Annotated in this window: 16 protein-coding genes; all 16 read right to left on the bottom strand. The window is 37.2% G+C overall.

Translation table 11 applies throughout. From position 1 onward, the window contains the following. Positions 1 to 12: 12 nt before the first annotated feature. Positions 13 to 750 carry an energy transducer TonB gene (locus ACJRPK_RS00235; protein ID WP_407137895.1) on the bottom strand — a complete coding sequence of 246 codons (738 nt, stop codon included), beginning with the start codon at positions 748 to 750 and terminating at the stop codon, positions 13 to 15. 107 nt (positions 751 to 857) lie between these two features. Continuing rightward, a complete protein-coding gene (locus tag ACJRPK_RS00240; protein WP_148781625.1) occupies positions 858 to 1,583 on the bottom strand; it encodes an energy transducer TonB in 726 nt (241 codons plus the stop codon). Positions 1,584 to 1,744: 161 nt separating this feature from the next. Further along, a complete protein-coding gene (locus ACJRPK_RS00245; protein WP_407137896.1) occupies positions 1,745 to 2,140 on the bottom strand; it encodes a VanZ family protein in 396 nt (131 codons plus the stop codon). Beyond that, positions 2,112 to 2,492 (bottom strand): glycine cleavage system protein GcvH, encoded by a 381-nt coding sequence (gene gcvH / locus ACJRPK_RS00250; RefSeq protein ID WP_148781627.1) that lies wholly within the window; start codon positions 2,490 to 2,492, stop codon positions 2,112 to 2,114. The genes ACJRPK_RS00245 and gcvH overlap by 29 nt, the downstream gene beginning before the upstream one ends. Before the next feature lie 89 nt (positions 2,493 to 2,581). Further along, positions 2,582 to 9,724, bottom strand: coding sequence for a cell surface protein SprA (gene sprA, locus ACJRPK_RS00255; protein WP_407137897.1), 7,143 nt, complete (start codon positions 9,722 to 9,724; stop codon positions 2,582 to 2,584). Positions 9,725 to 9,734: 10 nt separating this feature from the next. Then, positions 9,735 to 10,316 (bottom strand): Holliday junction branch migration protein RuvA, encoded by a 582-nt coding sequence (gene ruvA / locus ACJRPK_RS00260; RefSeq protein WP_148781628.1) that lies wholly within the window; start codon positions 10,314 to 10,316, stop codon positions 9,735 to 9,737. A 142-nt stretch (positions 10,317 to 10,458) separates the two neighbouring features. Beyond that, positions 10,459 to 12,765, bottom strand: coding sequence for an NADP-dependent malic enzyme (locus ACJRPK_RS00265; RefSeq protein WP_407137898.1), 2,307 nt, complete (start codon positions 12,763 to 12,765; stop codon positions 10,459 to 10,461). A gap of 168 nt (positions 12,766 to 12,933) precedes the next feature. Then, positions 12,934 to 13,869: a tRNA epoxyqueuosine(34) reductase QueG gene (gene queG / locus ACJRPK_RS00270; RefSeq protein ID WP_407137899.1), complete on the bottom strand. Its 936-nt coding sequence runs from the start codon at positions 13,867 to 13,869 to the stop codon at positions 12,934 to 12,936. 36 nt (positions 13,870 to 13,905) lie between these two features. Next, positions 13,906 to 14,928: a Holliday junction branch migration DNA helicase RuvB gene (gene ruvB, locus ACJRPK_RS00275; RefSeq protein WP_407137900.1), complete on the bottom strand. Its 1,023-nt coding sequence runs from the start codon at positions 14,926 to 14,928 to the stop codon at positions 13,906 to 13,908. Between the two features lie 232 nt (positions 14,929 to 15,160). After that, positions 15,161 to 15,700: a hypothetical protein gene (locus ACJRPK_RS00280; protein WP_407137901.1), complete on the bottom strand. Its 540-nt coding sequence runs from the start codon at positions 15,698 to 15,700 to the stop codon at positions 15,161 to 15,163. A 325-nt stretch (positions 15,701 to 16,025) separates the two neighbouring features. Then, complete coding sequence (locus tag ACJRPK_RS00285; protein WP_148781632.1) at positions 16,026 to 17,840, bottom strand: cbb3-type cytochrome c oxidase subunit I; 1,815 nt, start codon at positions 17,838 to 17,840, stop codon at positions 16,026 to 16,028. A gap of 45 nt (positions 17,841 to 17,885) precedes the next feature. Further along, positions 17,886 to 18,962, bottom strand: coding sequence for a cytochrome c oxidase subunit II (locus tag ACJRPK_RS00290; protein WP_148781633.1), 1,077 nt, complete (start codon positions 18,960 to 18,962; stop codon positions 17,886 to 17,888). 32 nt (positions 18,963 to 18,994) lie between these two features. After that, positions 18,995 to 20,344, bottom strand: coding sequence for a quinol:cytochrome C oxidoreductase (locus ACJRPK_RS00295; RefSeq protein ID WP_407137902.1), 1,350 nt, complete (start codon positions 20,342 to 20,344; stop codon positions 18,995 to 18,997). Positions 20,345 to 20,381: 37 nt separating this feature from the next. Then, positions 20,382 to 21,035 (bottom strand): c-type cytochrome, encoded by a 654-nt coding sequence (locus tag ACJRPK_RS00300; protein WP_407137903.1) that lies wholly within the window; start codon positions 21,033 to 21,035, stop codon positions 20,382 to 20,384. Position 21,036: 1 nt separating this feature from the next. Further along, entirely contained in the window at positions 21,037 to 21,567 is a 531-nt protein-coding gene (locus ACJRPK_RS00305) for a DUF3341 domain-containing protein (RefSeq protein WP_148781636.1), read from the bottom strand. 3 nt (positions 21,568 to 21,570) lie between these two features. Continuing rightward, positions 21,571 to 23,352, bottom strand: a complete 1,782-nt coding sequence (gene nrfD, locus ACJRPK_RS00310) for an NrfD/PsrC family molybdoenzyme membrane anchor subunit (RefSeq protein WP_407137904.1) — start codon at positions 23,350 to 23,352, stop codon at positions 21,571 to 21,573. Positions 23,353 to 23,379 lie beyond the last annotated feature (27 nt).

Below are 23,379 nucleotides of genomic sequence, written 5' to 3' on the forward strand. Positions count from 1 at the left end.
CTTCTGATAAGATTACATTTGTACTTTAAAAACTATCGGTATTTGATAGTTTACGCTAACAGGCATACCTCGTTGTCTGCCCGGAGTCATTTTAGGTAAGAGCTTAATAATACGCCTAGCCTCCTTTTCAAGTTTTGGATGTGGCGCACGTATTTGCACATTCTTTACCACTCCATCTTTACCAACTTCAAATTGAGTATAAATTCTTTGCAAACCCTTTAAACCGTATTTTTCTCCAATACTGGTGTCAAATTTTCGGAAAATAATTTTACCTATTTTTTCAGAAAAACAACTAGCTCTTTCTTCATTGCTTAAAAGTGTTTCGCATCCGGGAAAAACAGGAACAGCCTCAACTCTAATAAAAGGAAAACTCTCAGGTTCATTATCGGGTTCGTCTGGAAGCATTGCAGAAGTAAGCGGCTGAGTCGTCGCCGGGTCATTTATAAATTCTTTCTCCATAGTACTCACCACATCTATATCATCAATTACCTTAAATTTTTGTGGATCAATTGAGATAGCACGCTTTATTAAATTTTTCGTAGGTTCCGGCTCCTTATACACCTTGAATGCAATCGAATTCCATTCTGTTGAAGGTTCTTCTCTTGTATAGGATGCAGTTTCTGATGGTATAACCGGAACAGTAGCATACATTTCAAACATTAAATACGTAAATAAAAGACTTACGATAATTCCGATCTGAAAGTTAAAAAATGAATTTATTCTGACGTTTACTTCTTTTTTGTTGCTCATAATATAAAATTTTAACGTTTATGCGAAAACTTTAACAATAAGCATACCACAAAAAAAATCCCGTCTACAAAATTGTGACGGGATCTTCAATATATAAAAATCTTTTCTTAATCCTGAACCTGAAATACTATAGGAAGTGAGTATAATACACCTACCGATTTACCTCGCTGCTTACCAGGAGTCATCTTCGGTAACATATTTACCACACGTTGTGCTTCTTTTTCAAGTCTCGGGTGCGGCCCACGTGCCTGAACACCTACGATATTTCCAGATTTATCAATCTTAAAACGTACATAGATTCTGTTTACACCAGAAAGTCCTAATTCACTACCAAGATCTGTATTAAATTTACGGTTTATAAAGGTTTTCACTTTATCACTCATACATTTCTTTTTAGCATTGTTTCCACTTTCGCCTTCACAGCCAGGAAAAACAGGAACATTTTCAATTACTGCAAAAGGAACATCTGCTATCACCTCATCCTCTTCAACATCAACAACTTCCTCTACTTCTACAATTTCTTCTTCCTGATTCGTTTCAGTAGATTCAATTATAGTTTCTTCCACCTCTTCTTCATCCTCTACAACATCAATAATCTCTGGCGCTGGTGGCGGTGGCGGTGGCGGTGGTGGCACACTCATATCCTGAGTAATTGGCACATCCTCCTCTTCGAGCTGATCCATGTCAACCTGACCTATATCGATGTTACTTTTATCATACGTCTTCCACTCTATACCTTGCCAGGTAATGAAAAGCACCAAAATAAGACCTAGTTGTAAAAACAACGTACTTCTTCTGGTTAAATCTGCTTTAGGATTTTTCTTCGGTTCCATATTACAATATTATTATAGGGTTGCTAAAATAGCTAAATTCTTTTAACTTTTCCAAGTCCTAAGACGTTTGTCATGCAAAAATTAAAATTTTTAACATTTACGGATAGTTCGTCAAAACATTCACTAAACCGTATACACTTCCAAATCAGTACGTGATAAAATTATATTCTTACCAACGTATTCTTCAATATTCTTATAAATATAACTGCAATAACAATGCCACTGGTGTTCGCTGCAATATCAAATAGCTCCACGTATCTGTAGTTTGTAAACACTCCTTGAGATACTTCCATCAAAACTCCATATACAAAACAAAGCACTGAAGCGTACAACAGACTTTTAACAAAGCTCAATTGAAATTTCTCTGAAAAATAAAAAAACACAAACCATATCCAGGTAAAAACAAAATAGGCAATACTATGTGCAATTTTATCACTATTCGAGACAGTCATCATTGGGGCGCTAATATTACCGAGTGATAGGTATGTTAACACCAGTGTAGCTGCGGCAGCTAAAAAACTAAGCTTCTTATGCCCCAACAAGTTCTTTATACGCATCTGCAGTCATTAAACCATCAACTTGTGAGGTATCGGATATTTTTATTTTAACCATCCAACCAGCGCCATAAGGATCACTATTCACAGTCTCAGGATCGCTTTCTAATGCATCATTAAACTCTATAATTTCACCAGAAAGAGGTAAAAATAAATCGGATACAGTTTTTACAGCCTCTACTGTTCCAAAAACTTCCTCTTGATCCAATGTCTCTCCAACAGTCTCTACTTCTACATAGACGATATCACCTAATTCACTCTGTGCAAAATCAGTAATACCTACCGTAGCTACATCATTTTCTATTTTGATCCATTCGTGATCTTTTGTGTACTTTAATTCGGAAGGAATATTCATTCTAGTATAGTTTTTTATGTAATTAGTATTTCTGGACGAAAATAATTGTAATTTCTTTAAAAAAGTAAAAAAGTACTGAGAAAAAGATGTTAGTTGCCAAAATTATACCGCAAGGTAAACCCACCTCGTATCGTTGTTTGTGGAAATGCTGTAGATATGGAGTATTTTGAAAAGGTATGATCATAAAAGAACAAAGCGGTCAAATTCTTACTCAACGCATAATCCGTGGTGAATTTTATTCCGTAAATATCTTGTCCGGCTGTTACCTGCGTATTATTGACATCCAAATATCTGATAATCGTTTCATTTTGTCGCAGCGATAAATCCGCTCTAAAATTAAGATCACTTTTAATGACTTGTTTTCGCCCTGCAATACGCGTTGTGAAAGTTAAATCACTTAATCGATATCCTAATCCAATAATATATTCATTCCCTCGTATTTCTGTCAATAAATTATTATCAAAACTCAAGGATAGTGCACGGTCTTTTTTCCATTCGGCCAAAATTTTAATGGAATTTCGCATTTCCATGTCAAACCGCATCAACGGACTAAATTGCTCTGTTAAATTTACGTTTGCATATAACTCCGGGTTTTTGAAGTTTCCGGATTGATCTGTTTCCTCGGGTGCACCCGGATTATAATCCAAGTTGGTCTGAAACTGATTTATAGTATAATTTGCCCTATAGCCATGCGTTAATGAAAAGCGTTTAAATCTTTTTTTGAACCACTTTAAATTCATTAATCCGGTATATTTAATATCCCAGTTAGGTAATGGCGTATCTCTAAAGGCACCTTTTTGAACTTCGTTAGCGTCTGTTCCTGCATAGGCTGCTAAAAAAGCCGGTAATAACACTGCTTGATTTGTTTTTCCAAATCCGGCAGGATAACGATAGCCATCAGCCTCTGCTTCCTCCTCTGGCTCTCTCGGTATGTTTTGTCCTTGATAATGATCCCGCGCCAAACGTTCTGCTATGATCCTACGATTACTTCTAAATTCATCAAAAGACTCTGAAGTAAATTGATCACTCTTGTTGAAAGCGGTTTTAATTAGTAAAGTCGAAATCGTAAAATTACCAAATGTATTTGGTGCCAAAGATTTGTACTCCAAATCTTCATTCACATCTACACGAAAATTCTCGCTATAGGTTTCAGAATAATTACGTCTAGCACTGATATCTATTTTTAAGTCCTTAGCCAAGTCTACAGTTGCCTGAACATTAAATTCTCTTCCCTCTACTTCTCTATATTGTTGATTGAATTCTTGGTACAGTGTCAGCCACCCATTACGTGCAGCCAGATCCCGTATCTCTGATTGGCTACCAAAGGTAAAGCCTACTGTAGGTTTCAAAGTACCTGCAAACCCCGGTTCTCTCAAATATCCGGGCAAAAATATACCATTATCTTGTTGATAGTTCACGTTGATTTTTCGAACAGCCGTCACTAAGCCTATCAATGTATTATATGCCTTATTACCAACACTTAACTTACTCTTCTTAGGTTTTTCCTTAGGATTCGAAACGGTTGCTGCCTGGTCAGATTTCTTTTTGTTATTTGTCTTTTTCCTATTAGACTTCACCTTTGTAAGCCCGACGTACTTATAAAAAGATCGCATATCTAGGGATCCATTTACGGTATGTACATTAGCATTTTGAATGGAATTCCCTAAGTCAGGAATATTATCCAAAGAATTAAACACTTCACTGCCCTTGGTCCATTGAAAATCTCCAGTATAAGAATAGGTGGTTCTTAAAAACTTAAAAATTGGAAGTTTGTTTAATGGTATTTCATAATTGACCTGTAACTGCTGACTATGCGTATTAGGATCTCCAATATCCAAAAATCCGCTCCAAAGGCCTACAGAGTTATCTACAGCATTTGTTTCTTCGTCAATAAAGTTTTTTACAATCCGATTATTTGCCGAAGTAAAACTAAAATTTAGTGATTTTGTAAGGTTATGATTGATACCATACTGCCAATCGAACAAATAATTACGTTGGTACAGGGGATCTATCCCTATACTCTCTGCTGTCAATGTAATATCGCGGAAAGTTTGTTTGTTGTACTGACGGTTTATATTTGAATTAACTGAAATACTCGTGGGTAGTAAGTTTAAGTTGAAGTCTTTTAACAAATCAAAATACTTACTTTTCCCTAGAAATTTCACTTGTTTGAGAGGTGTAATTTCTTTAGGCTGAAAACTAAAATCATAGGTTCCGCCTACCCGTACATTTTGATCTATTGACCGTTCAATCTCGTAATCACGATGGTCTGTTTGATTGTAAGTTCCTGAAAATGCTAAATTTTCTACATCATAGGGCATGGGTTTAGCATCACCGGTACGTTCTTTACGTAAACCAATAACACTAAAACTTTGTCTTTTGGTATAATTGGTATTGACATTAAGAATGGAATCACGGGCTTGATCAGATACTGCATTATCCAAATTCGACTCTAACTCTAAATCTTCAAAAAAGTTATCAAATTGAGGTGTAATTAACTCTTCTCCTCGACTATAATTAAACGGCACTTGAATACCCCATTTTTTAGGCAATAGCTGTCCTACGTTGATGTTAGTAGTTAAATCATATTGTTTATGATCTTCCCGACTACGTTCATTAGGTCCTTGCTCGATACTTCCAAAACCTATAGTACTTATCTTACCGGATGCACTTAGTGTAGCAAAATCAGCAATGTTTGCATCCATACTACCAACTGCTGCCCAACCACCTTGGTTTTTAAGGTCACTCAAACGCATTTCATTAAACCAAACTGTTCCTGACTGAGGATCTCCACTAGTGTTCTTGATTCCTACCATCATCACACGTATATTTCCAAAACTCGGGTTTCCTTTGATTCCCGCTTTTAAATTCGTGCCTTCTACATCAAAAATATTAAGCTGATTATTCTGAAAGCCACTACCATTGGCAAAAACTCTAGCTTTGATGTCCTGTAATGCGGATAATGGTAAATTGAGTCTATTAGCCTCTGGCCATACCCCATTAGGAGTGTTGTCACTGCGCGAGGATACTTGTAAAGGAAGCTCTATTTGATAGAAGTTATCTGTAAAATCATTCCCCATTCGTATAAATGCAGTTAAATCACCATCATCGAGTGTTGCGTTACCGGGAACATTTTCTGCATGCAAGAACATCTCCAGATTTTCATACTGACGCATGTCGACATTAAAATTCTTGTACACCCCTCGTGCGTCGTTATTCTGCAATCCATTTACAGTTAACGCTAAGGCCTGTTCATCTTCTCGTATGGTTGTGTTATTATTCAACAACTCTTCTCGTTCAACCCCCGGAGGCGTTGTATAATTAACGGTTTGTTCCTGGCTAACCGAAGTTACAATTATTTCGCTATTCCCAAAAACATTTAATCCACTGGTAGGATCATTGGTCGTATTTCCTATTTGCACGTAACGTCTGTAATCACCGCGAACCAGGTCTAAGGTTCCAAAACGTAAGATCGTTTCTTGTTCAAAATCAGTTAAAAACAAACGCATAAAGCGAATGGATCTAAAATCACTAATGTTAAAAGCCTGCGTTGGTTCATAAATAGGAACCTTAAATCGCACCCATCGTGTTCTCAAGCGCTGTCCATTTAACACCTCAACTTCTCCCTCGCGAACATCTGTGATAAAACCCGTGTTATTATCTGCACCAATATCCATCCCCGGGAAAATCGGAATTTTATATTGATAATAACTATTAATCGTGTTCATGGTATTATCGCGATTAATATCCTCGGCGGTAGGAAAGGTGGTATTTCCACGATTATCATTCGTAACTTCTGTAGGAGAGTTCCCTTCAACCCCATTATAATCCAGGTAACGCTCTAAAATTCCGCCTTCGGCTTGTAAAAAATAGGTGTAATTATCTCCCGCAGGATCAGATAAGCTACTATAATCACTAAATTCCTCTTTGGATTTCTCATCAGAATCTCCTAATCCATCAAATCCAACATCCTGATTCACTCGTGCCTGACCTTCACTATCAAAGGCATAGATCAATGATTGATTTACAGGAACACGCCCATAGTCTGTAGCCACTGTGGCATTATCCAAATCGTCTGAAGGAAGTCCGTTTTCATATTGTTTACGACCATCTGCTAACACATCTTCACTAATGTTCCCCAAGTTGAAAACGATTGTTCCCCCTGGATTTGTTTCATCATCGATAAAAGGATCCATTAACCAAAACTCTATAAACTCAACATTCGATTGCTCAAAATTGGTAGAGGTGAGCTGTCTTGTAATACCTCCAAAATTTTCTTTTGGATCAGGTTGCGCACTCGTACTGTTTGGTGCGTAGGCCGGATTAAAGTTATAAGGGCCTCGTATCGTTGGATTATATTGTAAATCTAAGGTAAATAGCGCGAGAGTTTGACCCTGTACGATATCGGTCTCCGGAAAAATTTCATTATTGAATACTCGACGTGTGGCATTAGAAGCCAGATCCTGATCCGAGATTCCGCTAGGTCGACCACTACTATAAAAAATCGGATCAATAGTATACCAAGCCAGTTTTGATCTTTTGTAGCCCGTTGCCAACACCTCACTGGGATTGGTCGGGTTTATTGGATTATTTTCAAAGCCTAAGGGAACACTGGAAAGCTCCCAGGAGATTGGCGAAGAAACATCAATCATAGTCTGTGCTCCTTCAAAATCATCAATGTAAGTCGTTACCTTTCCATCAAAATCAGCCCCTTTTGGCGCACCAGCTATCAAATAGGCTCCCTCGCCTCGAATAGAAACATTAGATGGTACGTCTGTATCAATATTTGGTAACTTATTGACCATTCTCGTCAAAAAAGGAACTTCGGTAGCGTAGTTGAAATTAAAACCCAAAATTGTGTTATTTATAGGCTCATAACTATAACTGGATTTCTGGGTAATAGGACGTTCATTTAAATTGAGATAGGTACCACCAATCAATAATTCGTCACTAAATTTATGTTCTATATTCAATCCTGTAAAACGCTTTGTTTGTTGTCCGAATACTGCATTGTTTTCTGTAGAAACCTGAATAGGTGTATTCGAAGCCAACAAGGCTTCATCCAGAATATTAACACGCCCGAGCTGATAATTTACAGTGTAGTCCACACCCTCTTGCAGGACTCTACCTCCGGCAGTTACCGTTACGGAACCCTGAGGAACATTAAAAGCTCCCAAAGGAATCCCCCCTTGACCTGAAGATTTATAACTTCCTTTTAATTGAAAATAATTTTTGTTGGCAGCTTGTTGTTCTGCTAGTACCTTCGTTTGTGTATATAATTCTCTAAAAACGTACTGTTTCTGGTTAGGATTATAGCTATCTGGATTACTATAATTTGAAGTTGACCCTCCATTTTCTAACTTATTAAATAAATGAGATCCAAAAGGTTCTACCGTGGTAAAAACGATTCGGCCATTTTCAGTATCCACAGTAATCCCCGGTACGTAATCAAAAAATCCATCTCCTCCTGCTACCGGGTCATTATTTGGATTGAGACGATCCAGGTTAAATACTTTAAGTAGAGTTGTCTGTGCCACATCATCAGGTAGTGTAGTCCCTTCTACGGGTCGTATAAAGTTGACCGGTGAAGGACTGGTATAGAGAATATTCATCCTGAAATCATTCTGTTCCAAACGAAAGGCTCCTGTGCTATAAATATTCTTCATCATTAAATCCCAAATGGGACGATTGATATTGACAATGGAGCTTTTAAGCATTTTCACCACCAAATTCTGACTGGAACCCGCCTCATTCGGAGAATCTGTGTTTTCTCCTACCGTAGCTTCTATTCCGCCACCATTAGCAAATTCACCTACCTGATACACCTTATTTCCGACTGTATATTGAAAAGCAATTGCTAATACTTCATCATTATTGAGTCGTTGATTTAATGAAATATATCCTAATTGTGGATGCACCGTATACTCATTCGGACTCAATTGCCTGGCGTTTTCTAAAGTAACAAAATCAAACCCTTCTTGAAAACCTGAGATCGGACCTATAAAACTCTGATTTACGGTAGCAGTTTGTCTAATTGCAGGAGTGACAGGACCACTCCCACTTATAGTTAATGGATTTAGATCATTGTTGGTGTTATCCGGAAATGCCCCCGGCGCGGTATTAAAAAGAGATGACGGAATCGTCGAATTACCCTGTGTTGGACCTTCTCCCAAATCTTCGAGTGCTACGATGTTACGAGCATTTGAAATGTTTTGTGAACTTGTAGCTCTATTTGTTATCCACACTTCAGTACGTGTAATTTGCACATTACTATTGATGAACGGATAGTTACGTAAAGACTGATCGTAGGTATCCCTAAAATAATGAGCTAGAAAAAAATGTCTGTTTTCATCGTAGTCCAATGCAAAAAACTCAAAATCCTCTACAGTTCCACCGCCTTCAACATTTACAGATCTTGTTTCAGAGCGTTGTTCTGAGAAAACTCCTGTGATTGTCGTCTTCCCGAATTGCAAGCCCATTTTGACACCAAAAAGGCTTTGTGCCCCTTGTATAAGTGAACTATTCAAGGGCATACTGACATTACCGACTTCTATACTTTGAATAATGTCATCTTCGGTCGGAGTATACTCCAGTTTTAGCTGATTCTGAAAATCAAAAGTGGATTCAGTATCATAATTAGCCGTTATCTGGAGCCGTGTTCCTATCTTACCCAACAAGCTAAGACTTATTCGCTGATCAAAATCAAAAGTGAAATTACTTCTATTACGTGGGGAGAATGCAGGGTTATCCTGTTTGGTATAAAGCATACCTAAATCCATTTCTACCGATCCTTGCGGAATGATTTCAATCTCATTTCCTCCAAAAATTGATTCGAAAAAATTTGAGTTGACATAAAAAACAGGAAGTAAATTTTTTCTCTTTTCTTCACTGCCTTCCTTTCTACCACTGAAGGCGTCTATCTTATCTCTAAAGTAGAGTCTTCGCTGTTCTTCGTCTACTAAAGCTTCATACTCATCTGGAGTCAAGAATCGAGGATAGCGCACATTAAACTGACCAAGCATCTCCCTATATATATAGCGATTAGTTACCGGATCGTATTCATATTTGGAAATAATGCTGTTGGGATCATCTAATGCGATACGACCAAGAGAAAAGGTAGTACTGGTAGAATCTCGTACCGTTTCAGTTTCTTGTCCAAATATTACTCCCGCATATATAGCTATTATCCAAACAAACCTTCTTAAAAAACTAAAATGTAGATTCTTAAACACACTCAATGTTTTATAATTTTTTCAAAGCTTGCTTAATGATATTTTCAACTGTTTCTTGTGGGGCTTCTTTGAGTACACGGTCGACTGCTTTTTCGGCAAGTTTTCTATTAAATCCTAGGGTTTCTAAAGCTGATAACGCTTCATCCTTATTTGTATTGCTTTGTGAAACAGAAACTTCGTCTAAATTGTAAACTTTAAGAATTTTATCTTTGAGATCAATAATAACTCGTTGTGCTGTTTTAGCTCCAATGCCTTTTACTGACTGAATAGTTGCCACATCGCTGGATGCGATAGCATCTTTAACCTGATCCGGATGCAGAGAAGATAACATGGTTCTGGCAATACTTGCTCCAATGCCGGAAACGGATATCAAGAGTCTAAAAATCTCACGTTCCCCTTTTTGATAAAATCCATACAGGGTATGAGAATCTTCTTTTACCTGAAGATGTGTATACAACTGAAGCACTTCTCCTTCAGGCAATAACGAATAAGTATGTAATGAAATATGCAATAAATATCCAACACCATTGCATTCAATAACGACATCAGTAGGATTTTTCTCTACTAGTTTCCCTCTCAGGTGTGTAATCATCAGGCTGTTTTAAGATTATTGAACCAAATGTAATAAAATTAATTGTCAATAATGACGAATCCCAAATATTGAGTCAATCTCCACAAAAAAATAACAAAAACAGCAGGTCTTACTCTAATCTACACATCCTCTTGAGATAAGGTTATGAATTAGATAAAAGTTCATGATTGCGATCTCTTTTTTCTTTTTCTTGTGCATCGATCACCGCCACTGCAGCCATATTTACTATTTCTTCGACACTCGCTCCCAATTGCAGAATATGCACCGGTTTACGCATACCCATCATAATGGGACCAATGGATTCAGAGTTGTTCACTTCTTTAAGCAGCTTGTACGTACTGTTAGCAGAATCGAGACTTGGAAACACCAGCGTATTCACCTTCTTTCCATTGAGTTTGGAAAATGGAAATTTTTCTTTTCGCATCTTTCTATTGAGTGCAAAATCCATTTGTAACTCTCCGTCAACTAATAGGTCAGGATAATACCTATGTAAATACGAAACCGCCTCCTTCACTTTGGATGCATTTGGGTGTTTTGAAGATCCAAAATTCGCATATGAAATCATAGCCATGATTGGAGTAATTCCAAACATTTCAACCGTTTTGGCAGTCATCTGAGCGATTTTTGCCAGTTCTTTTGAGCTTGGATCAATATTAATAGAGGTATCACTTATGAATAGCGGTCCTTTGTTGGTCATCATAACGTTCATGGTAGCAATTCGGGTAGCTCCTTTAGCTAAACCTACAAGCTCTAACATAGGTTTTACTACCGATGGATAACTACGTGAATATCCTGATAATAAAGCATCTGCATCTCCTTCATTCACCATCATAGCTGCAAAGTAGTTGCGCTCACGCATTAGCTTTTCTGCGTCATATAAGGTTATTCCTTTACGGTTATTTGTCTCCCAGTATTTTTTTGCATACCTGTTTTTACGCTCTATTTCTTCATCTGCTTTCGGATCAATAATGGTGATATCATTCGGATCAAAATCCAGCTCACTCATAAGTTCCAAAATGATGTCTTTACGCCCTAATAGTATTGGAAAAGCTATCTCTTCTTCCATCACGGTTTGCGCTGCTTTGAGCACATCTAAATGATCTGCTTCTGCAAATACTACTTTTTTAGGATTGGTCCTTGCTCTATCCAACAGGAGTCTAACAAGCTTGTTGTCGTTACCCATTCGCTCCAGCAATTCATCCTCATACTTTTCCCAATCATATATTGGCTCAGTAGCCACTCCACTCTCCATAGCAGCTTTAGCTACCGCCGGAGGTACTTTGGCAATCAATCTTGGATCAAAAGGCTTCGGTATGATATAATCTCGCCCAAAATTAAGGCGAGTTTCACCATATGCGATATTTACTTGTTCGGGCACAGGCTCTTTGGCCAAGGCAGCTAATGCTTTGACCGCTGCCATTTTCATTTCTTCATTTATCGAAGTGGCACGTACATCCAAAGCTCCTCTAAAAATAAAAGGGAAACCTAATACATTATTCACCTGATTAGGATTATCACTCCTTCCGGTAGCCATAATCAAATCCTCTCGTGTTTGAATGGCAAGGTTATAATCTATCTCCGGATCCGGATTTGCCATCGCAAAAACAATGGGATCCTTGGCCATAGACAACAACATTTCCGGCGTTACCAGGTTTGCCATGGAAAGACCTACAAAAACATCGGCGTTAACCATAGCATCTTCCAGTGAATGTAAGTCTCTAGAGGTAGCAAACTCTTTTTTCTCTGCAGAAAGGTAATCTCGATCCGAACGAATGACTCCTTTGCTATCGGTCATTACAATATTTTTTGGATCTGCTCCTAAAGCTTTATATAACCGCGTACATGAAATTGCCGCTGCTCCAGCTCCGCTAATGACAATTTTTGCTTCTTCTACTTTTTTATCAGTAAGTTCAAGAGCGTTGATCAAAGCCGCTGCAGAAATAATTGCAGTTCCATGCTGATCATCATGCATCACAGGAATATCCAACTCTTCCTTGAGACGTCTCTCTATCTCAAAAGCTTCTGGAGCCTTAATATCCTCTAAGTTAATACCACCAAACGTGGGTGCAATGTTTTTTACAGTTTCAATGAATGCATCTACATCTTTGGTATCAACTTCTATATCAAAAACATCTATATCTGCAAAGATCTTGAATAAAAGACCTTTACCCTCCATTACCGGTTTTGAGGCCTCCGGTCCAATATCACCTAGTCCTAAAACTGCCGTACCATTAGAAATTACCGCCACAAGGTTTCCTTTAGCCGTGTATCGATACACGTTTGAAACATCCTTTTCAATTTCTAAACAAGGCTCAGCAACTCCCGGAGAATATGCTAATGAGAGATCTCTTTGCGTTGCATATTTTTTGGTAGGTACTACTTTTATTTTGCCCGGAGTTGGTTTTGCGTGATATATTAAGGCTTCTCTTCGTTTACTTTCAATACTCATAGTCTATAAGGTTTATTAAAAGACAGTACAGCATTCTCTTTTACATCGCTACTAACAAGCTTTCTGTAATCGAAGCATGCTAATAGTTCTTTACCATCTAATATGGAATTCACAAAGGTACAAGTCTCTGCGAAATGTCATAATGAAAATGATTATTCTTTGACAGGATTATGATTTTCCTTTTAAAAATTCAATATTTCGTTGTAAACCAGAAAATTTAGTGCGCTTAACTGCGGATTTTTGAAAGACCTTAGAAAAGACCTCCTGCGTAATTTCCTCCCAGTCTTTTTTTGTCATTTCAAGTAACTCAGGTTTGGGGTTGAATAGTGGCTGGCTATGAGGCTTTGAAAATCGATTCCAAGGACAAACATCCTGACACACATCACAACCAAACATCCAATTATCCATATTCTCCTTAAATTCACTGGGCAGCGCCTCTTTTAACTCAATAGTGAGGTATGAGATACATTTACTCCCATCCACAACATAGGGGTCAACAATTGCTTGCGTAGGACATGCATCAATGCATTTTGTACAGGATCCACAATGATCTGTAGTTTGGTGATCATAATTTAATTCTAAATCAACGATCAGTTCTGCAATGAAATAGAAAGAACCTACTTTTTGGGTTATCAAATTACTATGCTTCCCAATCCATCCTAAGCCACTTTTTGCCGCCCAGGCTTTATCAAGTACAGGAGCAGAATCTACGAAAGCGCGCCCTTTAACTTCTCCAATATTTTCTGTAATAAACTCGGTAAGTTCTTTTAATTTTGTCTTGATTACGTGATGATAATCCTGACCATAGGCATATTTTGAAATTTTAGGAGCATCAGCATCTTGCTGCGTATGTGAGGGGAAATAATTGAGCAATAATGAAATTACACTTTTTGCATCATCTACAAGCAACGTAGGATCTAATCGCTTATCAAAATGGTTCTCCATGTACTGCATTTGCCCATTCATGTTATCAGAGAGCCATTTTTCCAGACGCGGTGCCTCTTCTTCCAAAAACTCAGCTTTACTGATTCCACACGATAAGAAGCCCAAGCGTTCTGCTTCAGCTTTGATCATCTCTGAATATTGGCTTTTTGATGCATTCATAAAAAACGACTAAGACCTTAGTGCCTTACCGGAAATTTAAAAGAGTCCACCCTGAACACTTCCTTTGTTTCTGCCAAGGTGTTTATAAGCTGCTTCTGTAACTTCCCTTCCTCTGGGGGTTCTCATTATGAAGCCTTGCTGAATAAGAAAGGGCTCATAAACTTCTTCAATAGTTTCTGCACTTTCGCTAACAGCAGTTGCAAGCGTTGTTATGCCAACAGGACCTCCTTTGAATTTATCAATGAGTGTAAGCAGAATTTTGTTGTCCATTTCATCCAACCCATGAACATCCACATTTAATGCCTTCAAAGCAAATTTGGAGATTTCTATATCAATGCTACCATTTCCTTTGATTTGAGCAAAATCACGAACTCTGCGAAGTAACGCATTGGCTATTCTTGGTGTACCTCTGCTTCGTCCGGCTATTTCTATGGCAGCTTCCATCGTGATAGCAACATTGAGTATATGTGCACTACGCTCCACTATAGTAGATAACAACTCGGTAGTATAATATTGAAGACGAGATTGAATACCGAATCGAGCACGCATGGGCGCTGTAAGCAATCCTGATCTGGTCGTAGCTCCAACCAGTGTAAATGGATTTAAATTGATTTGAACTGTGCGTGCGTTGGGACCACTCTCAATCATTATATCAATCTTATAATCCTCCATCGCAGAATATAAATATTCTTCAACAATAGGACTTAATCGATGAATTTCATCTATAAAAAGCACATCACGATCCTCTAAATTAGTTAGTAGTCCGGCTAAATCTCCCGGCTTATCCAAAACAGGGCCCGAGGTAACTTTTATACCCACTCCCAATTCATTAGCTAAAATATGAGCTAAGGTTGTTTTACCAAGACCAGGAGGACCGTGAAACAGGGTGTGGTCCAAGGCTTCGTCTCTCAAATTGGCCGCTTGTACAAAAATTTGCAAATTTTCAAGCACCTGATCCTGTCCGGCAAAATCTCCAAAAGACAAAGGTCTCAGAGCTCTTTCGATATCTAAATCGTCTTTTGAAAAGTTATCAGCTGAAGGATCAAGATTTTGATTCATGTATAATTAAATTTCTAACGTGCTTCTATTTTTAACTAATAACAAAGATAACACACTAATCCAGAAAAATCCTTTTGATTTTATATTTAGTCTACAACAATCATAGAACGCATATGCAATAGTCTAGTATATTTATTCCTACTGAAAAACCACTTATGACATATTTAATACCCAAACTATCAGAAGTCACCAGGTTTATCTAAAAACTACCTTTTTAAGCTGTTTGAAAGATCTAAATAAATTCTGGTTTGTCAGATTCCCCTATTCCTTGAGCCTTTATTAAAAATTTTAGATAAAATAACATAGCTATTACATCTGTAGAATAAATAAAGGCATCTAAAAATGAATTATTGTAGTAAAGTTCCTGAACAGGAAGCATTGCATTAACCAAAATACAACATATTGCTGCTATCAATATATAATAGCCATGTGAATATTGGTTTCTTATATAAACCATGAAACAGCAACCTAAATAATAAAATAAAGAAGCAATTATTAAAACAGCAAATCCAATGGAGTTTTTGAGGACATCGATCACCAAGCTAAAAATTGAAAACGTTAGATATAAAACCAGAAATGTCCCTATCAAAACGGACGGGCTAAATATCTCTTTGTACCTAATTTTGCTGACTGATACATAGCTTAATAAGAGATATGAAGATAAAATATAGTAGAGAGGGAGAAGAACTCCTATAAAATTAAAATAACGATCAAAATCGCTAAGAACCAATATGTCATTTATTATTATAACAGTTATGATCAAGGGGTACATAGAATTAACTTTATGTCTATGTTCGAAATAGAGCCAAATGAGAGCAAGAGATGAAAGAGTCTTAGCATATATCAATTCTGTGCCCTCAAAAAACAAACCAACTATAAAAACGGAGACAATCGATAGGCAACAGGTAATATGTGCTGGGGAAAAGTTTTTCAATATAGCATAGTTGTTTATAACCCTAAAATAGGATATATCTTCAACTTATCAAATAAATAGTTTGCTACAGCCGTTCTCATCAAAGCGATAATGGAACTATAGAGTAAAAAGAAAAAGCCTTTTCAATATCTTGAAAAGGCTTTTGTATAAATTTTATGCAATTCTAATGATGCATTTCTTCTTCGTCTTCTTGCAAGGGTGTAATCTGACTTACGTAATCCTGTCCAGCGATTACATACTCTCCGTTTTCCTTCGTCTTGCTATAGTCATATGGCCATCTGTAAACAGTTGGTAGAGCTCCTGGCCAGTTACCATGAATATGCTCTACTGGTGTTGTCCACTCCAAAGTATTCGATTTCCATGGATTTTGAACTGCTTTCTTTCCGTAGAACATAGAACTGATAAAGTTGTATAGAAATACTAATTGAGCCGCTGCGGTAATAAGTGCAAATACGGTAATTAAAATATTAGTATCAGCTAAATCATCAAAGTATGGAAAATTAGAGTTTGTATAATAACGTCTTGGTAGTCCAGCCATACCGATAAAGTGCATAGGGAAAAACACTCCGTAGGCTCCAATAGCAGTTACCCAAAAGTGAATATATCCTAAGTTTTTATTCATCATTTTACCATACATCTTAGGGAACCAATGATATACCCCGGCAAACAAACCGTATAATGCTGAGATACCCATTACCAAGTGGAAATGTGCTACTACGAAATACGTATCATGCACATTGATATCCAATGTACTATCTCCTAATATGATTCCTGTTAGACCTCCAGTAATAAAGGTAGATACTAAACCTATAGAGAATAACATGGATGGATTAAGTTGTAGATTACCTTTCCATAAGGTGGTGATATAGTTAAATGCTTTTACCGCTGACGGAATCGCAATTAATAGGGTTGTAAATGTAAATACAGAACCTAAGAAAGGGTTCATTCCTGATACAAACATATGGTGACCCCAAACGATCGTAGATAAGAATGCAATCGCTAGTATAGAAGCAACCATCGCTCGGTATCCGAAAATAGGCTTACGTGCATTTGTTGCAATAATTTCTGAAGTAATCCCTAGTGCAGGTAAAAGAACAATATATACCTCAGGGTGTCCCAAGAACCAAAATAAATGCTCAAAAAGAACCGGTGAACCTCCCTGATTATGTAGAACTTCTCCTTGAATATAAATATCACTTAAGAAAAATGAAGTTCCAAAACTTCTGTCCATTATAAGTAATAACGCAGCAGATAACAATACCGGGAAAGAAACCACACCAATAATAGCGGTTACAAAAAATGCCCAAATTGTTAAAGGTAATCTGGTCATAGACATTCCTACGGTACGTAAATTAATTACAGTCACTACGTAATTAAGAGATCCCAACAAAGAAGAAGCGATAAAAATAGCCATAGAAACCAACCAAAGTGTCATTCCTGTACCAGAACCACCAATAGCTTGTGGTAAAGCACTTAGCGGTGGATAAATTGTCCAACCTGCTGATGCAGGACCTGCCTCAGCAAATAACGAAAGTACCATTATAATACTACTTAAGAAAAATAACCAATAAGAAACCATGTTAAGGAATCCCGAGGCCATATCACGCGCTCCAATCTGTAATGGAATAAGTAAATTACTAAAAGTACCACTCAATCCTGCTGTTAATACAAAGAATACCATGATCGTACCGTGAATTGTTACCAACGCAAGATAAATACTTGGATCCATTACTCCATCAGTTCCAAATTTACCAAGCAACACTTCATAAATAGTAAATTGATGATCCGGCCATGCTAATTGCATTCTAAACAATAGTGACATTGCAATACCGATAATCCCCATGATCAATCCGGTGATTAAATACTGCTTAGAGATCATTTTATGATCTTGGCTAAATATGTACTTTGTAATAAAAGTCTCTTTGTGATGATGTCCGTGATCATCTCCATGATCATGTACGTTTGCTATTGCTGACATATCGCTATTTTTTTAATAAAATATATAAATTTTTCTTTTTCTTTCTTAGTTACTGGCTTGTGCAGAGATTTGCTCTTTGAACTGAGTCTGTGTTGCCAACCATGCATTATAATCCTCTTCAGATTCAACAATAATCTTCATCTGCATGTTGTAGTGTGATGTACCACAAATTTTATTACATAATAAGTAGTAATCAAACTCATAGTTCTCTAAAGCTTCATCACCAGCCGCTGTAAGGGCTTTGCTTTTTTCTCTACGAATCTTATTAATTGTAGCAACCTTTTCTACCATAAATTCGCTTGTACGCATTTCTTCGGTAGTTAAGGTCGGTGTGTATGAAAACTCTGTAATCATACCCGGAACAACATTCATTTGCGCTCTAAAAAATGGCATATAAGCAGAATGCAATACATCCTGAGATCTCATTTTAAAAATAACCTTTCTGTTTACCGGTAAATGTAGTTCATTGGTAATCTTATCATCCATAGCATACGTATCAGACGCATCAAGACCCAAGGTATTAACTCCTTCGATAAAACGAACATTTGCCTTTCCAAGAACATTATCCTCACCAGCGTATCTTGCTCTCCAGTCAAACTGATAAGCATACAGCTCAATTATTAAAGGATCACCATCTTCCTCATCAATATTCATGATATCAGTCCATGTAAATAACCCGTAAATAATTAATCCCGCTAAAACAATTACAGGAATAATTGTCCAAATAAATTCTAATTTATCGTTATCAGCATAAAATAACGCTTTATTATTTTTATTCCCTCGATACTTATAAGAAAAGAAATGTAATAATCCCTGAGTGATAATCTGAACAAACATAATTAACACCATTGATATTAACATCAGCTTGTCATAATCCTCACCATGCGCTGAAGCAGACTCCGGAAGAAAAAAACTATGATATTGTGTAAAACAATAAATGGTAAGTACGTATAAAAAGATAACAAAACCCAACATCAATTTACCTTGTAAATTATTGTCTTCATCATTTGCTACCTGAGAACCATCGGCTCTTTTACCTTGAGACAATTTGAAAATCTTGGACATTTGCCAAAGTGTAATTCCAAAAAGCGCTACAACTACTATAATTAAGAATACAGTCATTTTTCTCTATCTTCTTTTATACAATTCTATTTTTAATAATGAAAGTGCTTACTTTCTTTGATATAAGGATTTCCTTTGGCCAACAGCGGAGCTTTTGTAAGTGCTCCAAAGACAACGAATAGGAACAATCCTAAAAACAACAGTACCGCACTAATCTCACTTAAACCAATGAACCAGGATTCTCCCACCGTCGCCGGCATAACCATATTAAACACGTCTATATAATGTCCACATAAAATCATGATTCCAGCCATTACAACAAACCAGTTAAGACGTTTGAAATCGCTATTCATAAGAATCAATAATGGAAATATAAAGTTCATTATTAACATACCAAAAAACGGTAATTTATAGTCTTCAATTCGCGTTATGAAATAGGTTACCTCTTCAGGTATATTGGAGTACCAAATCAACATAAACTGAGAGAACCAAAGGTACGTCCAGAAAATACTAATCCCAAACATAAATTTAGCTAAGTCATGTATATGACTATTGTTTACGAACTCTAAGTACCCTCTTGATTTAAGATAAATAGTTATCAGAGCTATAGTCGTTATTCCTGACACAAATAAACCAGCAAAAACATACCAACCAAACAACGTACTGAACCAATGTGGATCAAAACTCATAATCCAATCCCAAGACATCATAGATTCCGTATAAATAAAGAACACCAAAAAGCCGGCAGATATCTTAAAACTTTTCTTATACCACTTGTTATCTACAGCGTCTTCATCTTGTTTTCTAGAATATTTAACAGCAAAGTGACGGTATAAAATCCAACCACCCATAAAAATAGCTGCACGAATGATAAAACCAGTACCGTTAAGCCATCCTGATTTACCCTGTATTAGAGCATCATGTGCTACAACTTCGGGATCTGCCCATACAAAAAGATGGTTTACATGGAAACCGGATAAAGCCAGTATAACAAATAAAATCAGTCCTCCTGGAACTAAATAGGCCGTTATCGCTTCCATCACCCTAAACAAAACAGGTGACCATCCAGCTTGTGCTGCAAATTGAATAGCATAAAACGCAAGAACTCCCAGAGCAATCATAAAGAAGAAAAAGGCAGCGATATACAATGCAGCCCATGGCTTGTTTTGCAATTGATGAAGAATATGCTCGTAATGAGCATCACCTTCATGAGCATCCTTGTCTAATGGTGCTTCTGCATGAATCGTATTCCCTGCGTGCACCTCATTCTCGGCAACAACACTTTCTCCATGACCTGCGCCATGATCATCGTGTGATGCCATCATTTCCTTTACTTCTTCTATAGAACCTGGGGTCGTTGCAAATCCAGCAACAAGCCCTATAAGTCCAACAACAACTAGAATGATAGAAAATAATCTTAGTCTATTTGATAGCGTATACATATTTATAAAATATCGTTATTCTTAAATTTAGTATTTACTAGTGTGCACTAGCTGTGTTTTCTTCTGGTCTTGCTTCAACAGCAGGAATAAGATTTTCTTGTATCTCCACTCCTTCCGTATCAATACGTGGAGCACGACCTTCTAGCTCTGCTTTAAGTTTCTCAACATACTGAACAATCTGCCAACGTTCATTTTCATCTGTCTGTGCGGCATAAGATCCCATTGAATTAATACCGTAGTACATTACGTGATAGATGCTCCCTTCGGTAATAGCTCTTCCAGCATCATCATAACTTGGTACTCCAAGGATTTTTTCTCGCTGTACCAACGTTCCTTTTCCATCACCCTTATCTCCATGACAAATCGCACAGTAGATCGTATACAATTGCTGTCCTGCAGCTTCATTCTCTTTTGTATATGGCAAAGGATTTTTCAGCTCAGCTTTTGCGCTCTGATATCCATCATTTGAATTATCATAGTCGTAGGGCATCCATCCTCTCGGCACAGAACCATCAACCGGTAACTTCGCCTCTTGTTCATTTTCAAAAACAGTATACTCTCCATAAGCTTCATATCCTACCGATGTATACATGTTTGGCATGTACTGATAATTAGGTTTTGAATCTTTCTGACAAGAAACACCTGCGATCAATACAAATGCAACTGCTATATTTTTTATGATACTCTTCATGTTAATTGTGCTTATCAATTAAACTAACCTCTACAGCTCCTGTATTACTCAAAAACTTCGACAACTCCTCTACATTATGTCCAGTTGTATCAACTTCCATCAAGAAGTGATCATCTGTGGTTCTAACATCAGGATTCTCTGCTTGTTTGAATGGCCACAATTTACTTCTCATAAAAAAAGTTATAACCATTAAATGCGCAGCAAAAAATACTGTAAGTTCAAACATGATGGGTACAAAAGCCGGCATGTTCTCAATATAACTGAAGCTTGGTTTTCCTCCGATATCCTGAGGCCAATCTTCAATCATAATATAGTTCATCATAGTAATGGCAACTGTTAGCCCCACACATCCATATAAGAAGGAGGTTATAGCTAATCTAGTTGGCGCAAGACCCATGGCCTTATCTAAACCGTGAACCGGAAAAGGCGTATACACCTCTTCAATATGGTATTTTGCTTCACGAGTCTGCTTTACTGCTTGCATAAGCAGATCATCGTCCTTATATAAAGCGTGTATTACTTTTGAAGACATACTCTAGTTGTTTTTTAATTTTAGTGCCTGACCTGCCCAATCATCTCTTTGTGCTCTACCTGGGAAAGCATCTATGATACTATCTAACAAATCGTATTCTCTAGCGGTCATTCTACTTACTTGATCGTACGTATAAATTCCTAACTGATGGAGTTTTTGTTCCATTATCGGTCCAATACCGCTTATCTTTTTGAGATCATCAGGAGTCTGCGTTTTTGGATCATACACTCCAATAGTTTGCAGCATACTATCAATTTGGTCTTTTTGCATTTCAGTATCCACTATTGCATCAGCGTTAACTGTTGGTTCATGACCTTCGTCATTTAACATAGTATCATCTGTATTCGTTGCAGAATTAGATACCGGTTGACGTGTTATTGAATCAAAATGATCTACATCATCCCCATGCTCTGCTCTCAATTTCTTATATTTTTCACCAGAAGATTTAAGTATAGATTTCACCTCTGCTTGTGCTATAACAGGAAACGTTCTAGCGTATAATAAGAATAATACAAAGAAGAACCCAATTGTTCCAATAAAGATACCTATATCAACAAAGGTTGGCGAAAACATCGTCCATGATGATGGTAAATAATCTCTATGTAATGATGTAACGATAATTACAAAACGCTCGAACCACATTCCAATATTTACAACTATTGAAATAAAGAAAGAGAACATGATACTTCTTCTCAATTTTGGAAACCACATGAATTGTGGAGAAAATACATTACAAGTCATCATTGCCCAATATGCCCACCAATATGGTCCGGTTGCTCTGTTTAAGAACGCATATTGTTCATACTCTACTCCAGAGTACCAGGCAACAAATAATTCGGTTATATAAGCTACCCCCACAATAGATCCGGTAATCATGATAACTATATTCATCAACTCAATATGCTGGATGGTTATATAGTTTTCAAGATTTGAAACCTTTCTCATTATAATTAACAGGGTATTTACCATTGCAAAACCAGAGAAAATCGCTCCTGCCACAAAGTAAGGAGGGAAAATTGTGGTATGCCATCCCGGTATAACTGAGGTTGCGAAATCAAATGATACAATTGTATGTACAGATAGTACCAGTGGTGTTGCCAAACCGGCTAATACCAACGAAACTTCTTCAAAACGTTGCCAATCTTTTGCTCTACCGCTCCATCCAAAAGAAAGGATACCGTAAATCTTTTTATTAAAAGGTGTAATCGCACGGTCTCTGATCATTGCAAAATCAGGTAAAAGACCCGTCCACCAGAATACTAAAGAAACTGATAAATACGTAGAAATCGCAAATACATCCCAAAGTAATGGCGAGTTAAAGTTCACCCACAAAGAACCGAATTGATTAGGAATTGGCAGTACCCAATAGGCCAACCAAGGTCTCCCCATGTGAATGATAGGAAACAAACCTGCCTGTATAACCGAAAATATGGTCATGGCTTCTGCAGATCTGTTAATCGCCATTCTCCATTTTTGACGGAAGAGTAAGAGTACCGCAGAAATCAGTGTTCCGGCGTGACCAATACCAACCCACCAAACGAAGTTAGTAATATCCCAAGCCCATCCTACTGTTTTGTTTAATCCCCAGGTTCCTATACCTGTTGATATTGTATAAGTTATACAACCTAAACCCCAAAGGAAAGCAATAAGCGCGATAGAAAAGACTATCCACCAAGATTTATTTGCTTTACCCTCAACTGGTGCTACTACATCCACTGTTACGTCGTGGTACGTTTTATCGCCAGTTATTAAAGGCTTTCTTATAGGTGCTTCGTAATGAGACATAATCCTTTATAATTGAATTGATTCTTG

Origin of the sequence: Aquimarina sp. 2-A2 (assembly GCF_045505135.1) — a bacterium.
Taxonomy (GTDB): Bacteria; Bacteroidota; Bacteroidia; order Flavobacteriales; family Flavobacteriaceae; genus Aquimarina; species Aquimarina intermedia.